Below are 11030 nucleotides of genomic sequence, written 5' to 3'. Positions count from 1 at the left end.
ACCTCTTACGCATCTGTTTGCGTCAATTGGTAAAGTTGTGTATCTTTAGGAATTGGATTTTCAAAAGGAACTATGGTTGAACCAGCAACAATAAGACCAGTTCCTTTTGCTTTAGGACGTTTGATGTATTTGATTAAAGCATCAGGAATATCAAGCACTTGTGCCAAGCGGACAATATCCTGAGGTTTCTGTTTTAACAGAATCATAAAGTCACTATTTGACAAGAGATTCTTTCCTTCTTCATAAGCTAGGATAACACCGATATTCTGAGTGATTCCTGTAGGAATAGAACCATATTTTCTAATACGTGCCCATAATTCCGCAAAGAATGAAGCATCTGTTTTTGTTCTAAATGTTAGATGTAATTCATCCCAATAAAGTCGTATGGTCTGTTTACCCTGGCAAGCAATAACCTGTTGCCAAATATAGTCTTGAATAACCATCAAAGCAAAGGGTTTCAATTTGTTGGAGAGTCCTTTTAAGTTGAAAACAATCAATCGGCTAGATAAATTAACGTTAGTATCATGAGCAAATAGATTAAGTGAACCAGTCGTATATATTTCAGCTTTAACAGCTAATTCTTGAGCAGATTCTTCAGGCTGTTCCCTTAAGATTTCCTGCCAATGAACAAGTGTTGGTTTGTCATGTTTTTTATAAACGTCTCTTGTTACCCTATCAATGATAGTGATATGATCATCTGTTAAATCTTTCAGGATTGAATCAAATAACCCCATCAGCAAGTTAGCTTTATCAGCGATCGAGTCAATAACTTCATTATCATCATTTATTAAGACTTCTTCTGTTTCTGGTAAATCTAATAGGTTTAGATGTGTTGGTGACTTAGGACTGATTGTAATAGATTGACCATTGAAAGCACGACCAATATCTGAATATTCATTCTCAGGGTCAACAATGATGATTCTATCTTCAGGATATTTCAAGAGCGTTGGAATAATCTCCGTTGTTTTAACCGTCATCCCCTTTCCTGAGCCAGTAGAGCCTAATATAACCCCATTTGAGGAGTTAAGGTCTCTTTTCCTATCCAGTGTAATAATATTGTGTGACAGTTGATTCTGGCCATAATATATAGCATTAGGTTGATTAGACTGTAAGTCTACATTAGTGAAAGGAACTTGTGTTGCGATATTAGACGTTGTCATTGGTCGCATAAAGTCTGACTTGACATTTAAAAAGGCTTGACCAATTGGAAGAATGGTATTCAAGCCTTCTTTTTGATAATAATAGGTTTCTTCAAAACGGACGCCCAATCGTCGACCACGGGATTGAATGTTTTCAGTCGCAATCTTTAACTCATCTAGGCTATCTGCTCTAAAATAGACTGCCATAACACCCGAGAACGCTTTTTGGTCATTCTCATGTATCTCTTCTTTCCACCGTTCAGTGGTTTGGTTTGTCTCACGTGCAACGCCAGAGGTCGCTAATTCTGGGTCTATACCATCAATCGCACCATCACGTTGACTTTGTACCATTTCCATTTTTACAATGGCCTGAGCATTTTGTAGCTGTTCTGCAAACTCTCCAGGTTCGTAGGGTTCCGCATGAATAGAAATGGCCATCTCTATTCCTGTACCTGTGAGAAGATGAATGAGTTTATCAGTCAAAAACGTTGGAAAATGATTAATATACATGACTTTAGCAAATGCTTTATCAATCTGAATAAAGTCTTCTCTAAAGACAAATCGACTTGGACTAATAAAGTCTTTGGCTCTTAGTCCTGAAAGAGCAATGTCCTTATAATTGTAAGGAAAATAGGGATTTCCCTGCAGGAGTTGGTGACAGACCTTCAGACGTTCCAATCCGTCAATTGGCTCAAAACCAATTTCTAGTTCTTGGAATTGATCATGAATGGCCGTTGCCATTTCATGAAGTTGAATTTCAGCTTGACTTTCTTCAGTATCATTTGTAGCAATAGTGACATACTTGTCTACTTGGAAGTTTTTAGAGTCCTTTGTGAAGCGATCAGATATAATATCATTGTATTCTTGACGATAAACATCCTCTGAATCACCCTCTAGTTCGAATAAGACTTTATCTAAAGAATTCTTGGCCAACTTACGATTAATAACTAAAAGTTGAAAGTTATTACCTGCATCAAGACTATTAAGTGCTTCAGCATAGGTATCCATAACATCAGCTTTATCTTCATTGTTAGCTGATGTATAAGCTACATCACCTATTTTATAGGTTCTAGAATAAGTATTCTTCTTGACGTGCATGAGTCCATTTTCTAATAGACTTGTGAAATAGATGGCTGACTGTGTAGAAGGCTTTAGACTTCGTCTTAGACGTTTACGGCGTTCTTTTTCAGCCTTCGATAACTTCGGTGACTCCTTTTTTAACTTTGAAATCTTCTTTAGCATCTACCTCTCCTTTCCAATTATGATTTGTTTGATAAGAGTAAGTGTGAATATGGAATAAATAATTGTACCTCTCTTTTAAAGAAATATCTTTCTTTGTTCCATATAGTGTTACTGGTACTAAAATGACACCTATAATAATCATCAAGATTACTCTTGAAAAATGAATGTAGGTTAAACCAACAGACAAGCCTATTGAAAGTGCTATACCAGCAGACATGAATAATTGTCTTTTAGTTCTTCCAAAGACCCATGGTCTTTCGTACTTATCAAATTCTCTAAGGAATTCTGAACCAAGTTTTTGTGCCAATGGTACCTCCTTTCTAGCATCAAAAAACCTCACTTAAATTAAGTGAGGGGAGATGTCTATATAAATTGTTTTATTTTACTTATCTGAGAATTGTCCAATTGTAGCAATGAGAGCAAGTATAGCTGAAACTATCAATAGAATTGTAATTCGTGTATCAGTCCATAGTATAGGACTACTAAAACCATCTACTAATATTTTTCCAGTGTTATTATAATATAAAAAAGCAATAATAGCATAAGTAACAGTTGTCATTATCCCAATTACAACCCAATTTTTCAAAAATATTAAAAGGTAAAAAGGACTAAAGATAACAAACATAAATAGTTTAAAAATTCGATATAAAATAAAACCAATAATTGAAGTTAGCACAGAAAACACATTTTTATAGTCAATGGACTTCTTCATATCATCTGAAAACCTATTGTGACGTCTAGCTTCCATGGTTATCTCCTCGATTCTTTTATTACTTTATTATAACATGCATCATTAATTTTACATAGCCCCAAGCAGACTTTTTGCTTTTTTCTGTGAGCCATAAATTAAAAATAAAAATATTATTCCTTTAGCTATTGAACCTAAAGCAGTTTTCCAACCATCAAAACCGTTTGCCATTTTCACTTTTAATAAGTCGTCTGACATCAAGGCTGGGTAAAGCCTAACTATAATTAAGATAATCACGGCTTGAAAGGCTACTGCTCCAAAAAATTTAAGCAAATTTATGGCAATAGATCTCGTGGCATCTGACATGAAGAAAGCAATTAGGAGTGGTGCTACTGCTTTTAATAGATACATTTCTAGATATCGCATCATTAAAATTAGTTTTACACTTATTTTTGACATAAAATCTACAATTGAACCAACAATTAAGAAGAAATTCTTAATAACTACTCCTTTTATTTTCCCAACTTCTACAACTGTACTTATCTTTTTTTCTGGTAATACATGGTTAATTGTAGTTAGAATAAAATTAACTAATTCTACAATTGCATCAAAAATCTGACTAGACATCATAACAAGTAAATAAGCTAAAGCATATTTAAAAGCTATATCAAGCCATAATTCTTGGGTAAGTCCTCCACCCTCTTGTTTCATATACTTAAACCATGAATCCATTTCTATAAGAAAGAAAATACTAACCAATATAAGAGCGATTGGACGAACTGAACTAACTATTAGATCAGTGGTTGCATTCACAGTTGGACTATACTCAGATAATGTTTTTGTTAATAGGTCAACATCCACATTCTACCTCCTTAGAAATGTAAGCCTCCTAAAGCTGTAATAATCCCTGTAGCAATCGTAACTGCTCCAGCCGCCATCATACCACCGTAAATCATACCCGCTTCACCTTGCTTTTGCTTTTGTGGTGCTTGTGTTTCTTTTCCAATGGTGAATTCTTCCCATCCTGACCACACACCCATCAGGCCTCTAACTGTGCCTGCAACACCTAAGGCAGTGATAACTGTTTTTAACATTTCCATTAATGAACCTCTTTCTTAAAAGCATAAAAAAGGTATCTAAAGATACCTTTTCTAGCTAATTATTTTTCTTCTTTTTTATGTGACTTCATAGCTGTGAATCCAACAAATGAAACCATTAGAGCACCAATTACCATTTGAATAATTGACCCATCTTTACTATCACCAGTATGTGGTAAACCTACACTTGATTGTGCTACTGGTGTTTGTGGAGTTGGTGTACTTGGTTTATAACCAGTTGGTTTAACTGGTGTAGGTGTTGTCACCACTTTATAATAATGTACACTCACTTTTTGATTAACTGGTGCTGTTGGAGCAATTGGAGCCGTTACAGTTGCTTTGTGAGCTGTTAACTTAGGAGCAACTGGCTTTTGAGGCACGTTAGACGCTGAACCAAAGATACCACCTACGATTGAAGTATTATTTTTAGCTGTTGAATGACTAAATGTGAAGTTACGAGTTTCTGAATTTGAGAAATTCCAGCGAACCCCATTAGTTCCTAATTCACCTGATGAACCTTGTGAAACGTCACCACCAGTTACAGTAAAATCATTTCCTGATTGATTAACATTTTTACCATTCGTAATTTTAGCACCGTCAAGTCCTGACATTTTAACTGTTTGGTCATTGTCGATATCGTTAAAGGTAACAATAGAAACACCTTTAGTTGTTTCAGCTTGGCCTTTATAGGAATGAACATAAGTTAAAATTGTTCCTGTTACAGTGGCTGTTCCACCTGTTCCAGTATTACCTTCACCACCACCTGTTGTAGTTCCTGTTCCGTTATAGAGTGCAAAGACTGACCACGCAATACCACCTTTATCATCACCCCAAATAGCAACATATGTTCCGACATTGCCTGGAGCATTAATTTCACTAAAGGTTAACTTCACATCACCATTTGTTGTGTTTTTAACAAGGATAGTTCCTTTTCCATCAATCTTAAAGATGTTATCAAAGTTAGCATCTGTATTTTGATTAAGGTTAACTGATTGAGTGGCATACATACCAGCTGTTTTGATTGTTCCGTCACCTTCAGCATATACTTTTTCAGCGCCTTTCATTTTAGTTGCACCTGAACCAGCTTCTAAAGTTACAGCATTTTGCCATTGAAGACCTGTATTTGATGCCACACCTTTTTGATAATTTGATAATGCTAATAGATAATCAGCAATTTGTTTTTTCATTTGAGCTGTTGAGGCATCCATAATACCAACACCATCTTTAACCGCTTGATTGTACAATGCAATGTTTTTAGCCATGGCTGTTGTTAAATCTGAACCAGTTAAACCCTTAGTGTCAACATATTTTGGAGTAAGGTCTTTACTATCAGTTGTTACTTCAATACCATTCTTTTTAGCAACTGCTACTTGATCATCAACACCTTGTTCAGCATGACTTAAATCTGATTGCCCTTCAGATACAGCTGTATCACGAGACGTTTTAGCATCAGTATATGCTTTTTGATTAGCTTCTTGTTTTGCCTTAGCTTCAGCAACTGCTTTATCCTGATTAGATAAATCAGTTAAAACTTCATTACTTTTGTCTACAACATTACCATCATTTAATGTCACATCAGTTGTTTCACCAGTAGTTACTTCAACTCCTGATTTTTCAGCACTAGCAACATTATCTTTCAATGTGTCTTGTGCGCCATCAATAGTTGTTTTAGCTTGATCCTGTGTTGTTCCTGCTGGAACACTCGTAGGAATTTCAGCTGTTGGTGTACTTGTTGCTGGTGCAACTTGAGTAGTTGTAGGTGTTGTAGTCGTTCCTGTTACTTGTTCGGCATGTACAACACCACCTGCTGTCATTAAAGCTACTGAAGTAGCAAGCGTTACACCAAATTTACCGAGCAACGCCGAATGAGTACCCGTTTTAAATTTGCGGATTGAAAAAATTTCTTTTGTCTCTTGAGTCATGTTATTAACCTTTATTTTTCTCTAGTTCTTGTCAAGTCTATGATAACCTAGACCAGTTAGTTGTAATGTCTTTTTATTGCCTACTTTGATTTTTCTAGCAATCAGTATATGATTTCTTTTTAGAGTTCTGATTTGCTTGTAAAGTTCTGAGTAAGGGATAATAAGATCTACTTCCATTCTCTGGCCTTCAATAATAGCTTGACGGATAATAGTTCCATAATTCTTTCTGAGAGTGACTATTTCTCCTGAATCAAGTCTAGCAGTTGTACCTCCTTGTTTTCCTAATTCTTTTAAGTCAGTAATTGTTAGAACCTGACCTAATTTACTTTTTATTTCATTCATAACTAATCTCCTTTTTTGAATGAAAGGCTGAATTTACAGCCATGCCGAAAACTCCTGTGAAGTTTTACTGTATTTTTTACGCACGATTTATGGTTTAAGAATCGCAAACCTCTTCAGCTTATAACTCCTGTTAAATTAGTTATGCTTTTACATTATGGAAACAGCACTAGATATCCTTTTCTAGTTACAAACACCGCCCCTATTTTGTTTTTTATGCATAGTTTCCGCTAATCTGGACAGTGGGGTTATTTAGTTTTCAAAGGTCAAAGTAGCTTAACTACTCAACTAGACACTAAACGAGAGAGAAAAAGAATTTTGAGATTATATTATGTCTAGTGCCTAGTTGAGTAGTTAAACAAGTTAATTGCTCAAACTTAATTTAAGTCGGCTAAGAATGCTTTATAGCTTTCTTGTGAGGACTGTGTTTTATCAAGAACATCAAGTTGTCTTTCAGCAAGAACACCCAGTCTTGTATTTTCATATTTCAAATGTTTTATTTTATTCACGATTAATCGTCTTATATTCATCTGTTATTAATCTCCTCTAGTTCAAGTGTCTAAATATAGAAAAGGTAAACCACTGCAATACCTAGTATCCAAGTATAAAAAAGGCCTAAAAAGTAATAAATAATACCTTCCCCTTCAAGACAATATCGGTAAACCAATATTGAAATTATGAATAAATTTAAGAGTACTATCCCCTTCATTTCTAGTGTCATCTATTTGATTTCCTTCTATTCGGAAAAAGCCATTTCAGCTTTTCTATGGGCTAATATTTTAGCCTCAAGTCTTCTTTCTTCCCTGAGATTTTCTAAGGACTTAAGAAGATATGCCAAAGGGGATTCACTGTCATAGGGTATTCGCTCAATAACGTTAATCATTTCTCGACTTGTTATATAGCCGTCAGAGAGGTATTGGCCTATCATCATTTTTTGTTTATGAGTTAGACTATAATTTTGAAATTCTCCAGTGAATAAATCTTGTTGGCAAAACTTACCGTTATATTCATCAGCAATTACCTGCAGGAGAGAATAATATTGAGGCTCAATATATTTTTCAACTTTTTCAATTGAGGTAATATTATCAGCTCCAGCAGATGAAGAAAATTCTTTAGAATTTTTTGAAGTCTTTCTAGAACTAATATTATTATTCTCAGTATTACTCTTATTATTATTACTAGGGTTAAAATTTTTAACCTCCGGAGGTAAAGATTTTGGACGTTCAAATTTTTTACCTCCGCTTGTACCAAGGGTTTGAGCGGTCTCTTCAACAGATTCCTCTTTTTGGAATAATAGCTTTCCAAAATAATCAAATTGTTTAAGAAGTGTCTTATCTTCGTCGTAATATTCGATGATTTGACAAGTCGCATCAACATTTTGAAGATATAATCTATTTGGTTTATTATTCCCTTGTCTTACTTCTCTTAACAGACCCATATCAGCTAATTCTTTTTTGATTTTTGTTACAGTTGGTTTCGATTTGTCTAATAATTCCATCAAATCTTGAACCGTAAAAATCATGAAGACAGAGCCATTCTCATCTACATAATCTTTGTTCCCTTGCTCATACGAATGAATACTTAACTGACAGCGATTGAGAAGAGCACCATAACCTAATTTAGCATCTGAGGACAGTTTGACATAAGGACTTGTGTAACGGATTGTAATCAACCTCTTTTTTTCAGCATCCCATTTTCTTTCAGTACGAGTCATAAATAATTGAGGAATTTGATAAAATGTCTGAGTTGTTAGTTGATTTATTGTTATATCTCTATTTATACTCATTTAATTCACCTCGACATTCACTCTCATTCTCATTCCTCCTTGATTTGGAAATTGAATAAGACTAACTGCTTCTAATTCTTCAATGGCTATTTCAGCACGTTCTCTTGGCCAACCCATTGTTTTCATCAAATCAATAATCATCATATTCTTAGTCAATTTCGCAATTGAAGTCTGTTGTTTCTTTTTCATAAGATTTTCTCCAAAGATTTTATTTTGACAAGCAAAAAAGAGAACGAATTTTTCGTTCTCTTAAGCTTTAAAATATATTATGATTCTTTTTCCCGAAACTCTAGACACTTACGCAAGTTTTTTTAACGATTACCAATTCAAATTAACATGTTCATTCATCTCTTTATAAGCAATATCAACTTTTTCTTGGGTAGCACTATCAATTTTTTTTCGATATTTACCACCCTTGATGAAATCTTCAAGAATTAAGGTGCGATAATTATATAATTCATAGCCATCTTTTCCAACAACACCCCGTTCTTTAGCTAATACCATTGTTGGGTGAGCAAGGACTGATTTAATAGTCGTCTTCTTACCTTTTTTATTGATTGTTACATCCATTAACAAACCACGTTCAGTCCAAATATCATCAACTGTCTCTAATCGTTGGTTTGAAATAAAGTTCCCCATTGAGTAAATGATAAACTTCTTCTCGTTTCCTTTTTTAATCACTTGAGCAGGCTCAACAACGTGAGGATGTCCTCCAAAAACAAGATCTGCTCCCCAATTAACCATATTTTGATATAATTCCTTTTGTTTGTCTGTTGGATGAAGTTGATATTCAACGCCATCTTGAGGCATTACAATTGTTATATCAGCTTTCTTTTCGGCTTCTTGAATATCTGCTTTGATTTTCTTTTCATCGAAATCGGACATGTGTTTTTCATATTCTGACTTTGTTAAGTTTGCGTCCATTCCGTTATATCCATAAGAATAACCTAAGATGGCAATTTTTATTCCATTAACCTTTTTAATTAGGAAATCTTCTTTTGAACGATTCTTACTATAGATACCAATGCTATCAATTCCTAACTTTTTAAAAGTATCTTTAGTATTAATTGCTCCGGCTAGGCCTGAGTCTAAAATATGATTATGAGCTAAATCAACCACGTCGTAACCGGTTGACTTAATGGCACTAGCAATTTCCTTGGGGGCATTAAAAAGTGGATAACCCGCTAGTGGATAGTCTGGACTGATGGTTCCTTCGAAGTCACCAATCGCTAAGTCCGCACTTTTGATATGGCCTTTGACAAACTCAAAGTAGGGGTTAAAATCATAATGACCATTGCTGGTTTCAGCACTCATATAGAGCCCGTCATGAATAAGAATATCACCGTTAGCTACAATCCGTGCTGTTTTCGTCACTTTGGATTGAGATTCCTTAGTAGCTGTTTGTGTATCGCCTTTGTGAAAACCAAGAAAGTCATATATCAAGGCAAAAACTAACGTGGAAACAATTGCCACTAAAACATAGTACATTATTTTACGGATTTTTTTATTTTCATTCATAACATCACCCCTTCTTCCCCTTAGTATATCATATTTGAAAGCCCTTTAATATAGAAAAATGAATCCAAACAGTTGGATTCTTTTTATAAAATTGAGTCGATTAGATCTGTCATATCATCACTTGTTTGCTCTGGACCAATTTCAGAAACAATTATACCGGCTACTGCACGCGCCACTAATCCTTCGATGTCAAAGCGTTCTTCATATTTTTCAACATTCTTCAATTTCGGATTTGTCTTAGGACGGTCAGGTGCAAAAATTGTACAACAATCTTCAAATGGTTGAATTGAAATATCAAAGGTATCAATAGCTTGAGCTATATCGATGATTTCTAATTTATCCATAGTGACAACAGGACGAATTACCGGTGTTGTAGTTACGGCATTTATTGCTTGCATACTTTCCAAAGTTTGACTAGCTACTTGACCTAAACTTTCTCCATTAATAATTACTAAACCACTACGACTTTCACGAATAGCATCAGTAATACGCATCATGAAACGACGAGTTAATGTCATTAAGTAGGCTTCCGGAGCTTTATCCTTAATTTCCTCTTGAATTTCAGTAAATGGAATCTCGATAAATTGAATGTTTCCACCAAATCTAACCAAACGACGTGTCAACTCTTGCGCTTTCTTCAAAGCACCTGGACTTGTATAAGGAGGACTAGCAAAATGAACAGCTTCAATTTCTACACCACGTTTCAATGCTAAGTAGCCTGCAACTGGTGAATCAATCCCACCGGATAGCATTAACATCCCTTTACCAGAAGTTCCAACAGGTAATCCGCCAGCACCTTTAATATCTTCATATGAGATATATGCTGCTTCATCTCGGATTTCAACTTTTAAATTAACATCTGGTTTTTTCATTTGGGCTTTAATATTAGGTAAAACTTCAAAAACAGCTCCACCAAGTATGCGATTTAATTCAGTACTGTCTAATTCAAAATTGTGATCGCTGCGCTTCCCAGAAATTTTAAATGTCATTTCTTCAAAGTAGAGGCCTGTCATAATTTGCTGAACGGTTTCAACCAAAACAGGTACACTTTTTTCTACTTTATACACTGGAGATAGACCTTGAATACCAAAAACTAATTTCAAAGCTTCAATCACTGGTTCATAGGGGGTGCCATTTAAGAAGACATGAGTTCTATCTCTGTCAGAATGGACTTTAATCTCTGGATAGATTGAAAGAACATCTTGTATATTGCGCTTTAATTTATTAATAAAGCGCATGCGATTTTTTCCTTTAGTAGACAACTCACCGTGTCTAACCATAATTTCTGAGTATTGCATT

Annotated in this window: 12 protein-coding genes; all 12 read right to left on the bottom strand. The window is 34.9% G+C overall.

Annotated elements, in window-relative coordinates:
* Positions 1 to 5: 5 nt before the first annotated feature.
* Positions 6 to 2381 carry a VirB4-like conjugal transfer ATPase, CD1110 family gene (locus MKY69_RS04020; protein WP_340791007.1) on the bottom strand — a complete coding sequence of 792 codons (2376 nt, stop codon included), beginning with the start codon at positions 2379 to 2381 and terminating at the stop codon, positions 6 to 8.
* Positions 2326 to 2688, bottom strand: a complete 363-nt coding sequence (locus MKY69_RS04015) for a type III secretion system protein PrgI (RefSeq protein WP_076752064.1) — start codon at positions 2686 to 2688, stop codon at positions 2326 to 2328. The genes MKY69_RS04020 and MKY69_RS04015 overlap by 56 nt, the downstream gene beginning before the upstream one ends.
* Before the next feature lie 75 nt (positions 2689 to 2763).
* Positions 2764 to 3129 carry a hypothetical protein gene (locus MKY69_RS04010; RefSeq protein ID WP_340791006.1) on the bottom strand — a complete coding sequence of 122 codons (366 nt, stop codon included), beginning with the start codon at positions 3127 to 3129 and terminating at the stop codon, positions 2764 to 2766.
* 51 nt (positions 3130 to 3180) lie between these two features.
* Positions 3181 to 3930 carry a hypothetical protein gene (locus tag MKY69_RS04005; protein ID WP_340791005.1) on the bottom strand — a complete coding sequence of 250 codons (750 nt, stop codon included), beginning with the start codon at positions 3928 to 3930 and terminating at the stop codon, positions 3181 to 3183.
* Positions 3931 to 3941: 11 nt separating this feature from the next.
* Positions 3942 to 4169: a hypothetical protein gene (locus MKY69_RS04000; RefSeq protein ID WP_076752058.1), complete on the bottom strand. Its 228-nt coding sequence runs from the start codon at positions 4167 to 4169 to the stop codon at positions 3942 to 3944.
* A gap of 59 nt (positions 4170 to 4228) precedes the next feature.
* Positions 4229 to 6088 (bottom strand): signal peptide protein, encoded by a 1860-nt coding sequence (locus MKY69_RS03995; RefSeq protein ID WP_340791003.1) that lies wholly within the window; start codon positions 6086 to 6088, stop codon positions 4229 to 4231.
* A gap of 21 nt (positions 6089 to 6109) precedes the next feature.
* Positions 6110 to 6430, bottom strand: a complete 321-nt coding sequence (locus MKY69_RS03990) for a hypothetical protein (protein ID WP_076752054.1) — start codon at positions 6428 to 6430, stop codon at positions 6110 to 6112.
* A 374-nt stretch (positions 6431 to 6804) separates the two neighbouring features.
* Positions 6805 to 6957, bottom strand: coding sequence for a hypothetical protein (locus tag MKY69_RS03985; RefSeq protein ID WP_155777841.1), 153 nt, complete (start codon positions 6955 to 6957; stop codon positions 6805 to 6807).
* A gap of 206 nt (positions 6958 to 7163) precedes the next feature.
* On the bottom strand, positions 7164 to 8213 hold the full coding sequence (locus MKY69_RS03980) for a replication initiator protein A (protein ID WP_155777842.1): 1050 nt from the start codon (positions 8211 to 8213) through the stop codon (positions 7164 to 7166).
* Complete coding sequence (locus tag MKY69_RS03975; protein ID WP_155777843.1) at positions 8214 to 8402, bottom strand: hypothetical protein; 189 nt, start codon at positions 8400 to 8402, stop codon at positions 8214 to 8216.
* 129 nt (positions 8403 to 8531) lie between these two features.
* Positions 8532 to 9731, bottom strand: a complete 1200-nt coding sequence (locus tag MKY69_RS03970; RefSeq protein WP_004234282.1) for a CapA family protein — start codon at positions 9729 to 9731, stop codon at positions 8532 to 8534.
* Positions 9732 to 9814: 83 nt separating this feature from the next.
* Positions 9815 to 11029, bottom strand: a complete 1215-nt coding sequence (thiI, locus tag MKY69_RS03965) for a tRNA uracil 4-sulfurtransferase ThiI (protein WP_099567825.1) — start codon at positions 11027 to 11029, stop codon at positions 9815 to 9817.
* Position 11030: the final 1 nt, after the last annotated feature.

Origin of the sequence: Streptococcus sp. FSL R7-0212, assembly GCF_038007985.1 — a bacterium.
Classification (GTDB): Bacteria; Bacillota; Bacilli; order Lactobacillales; family Streptococcaceae; genus Streptococcus; species Streptococcus parauberis.
The sequence above is the reverse complement of the archived record's forward strand: the minus strand, read 5'-3'. Positions and strand labels throughout refer to the sequence as shown.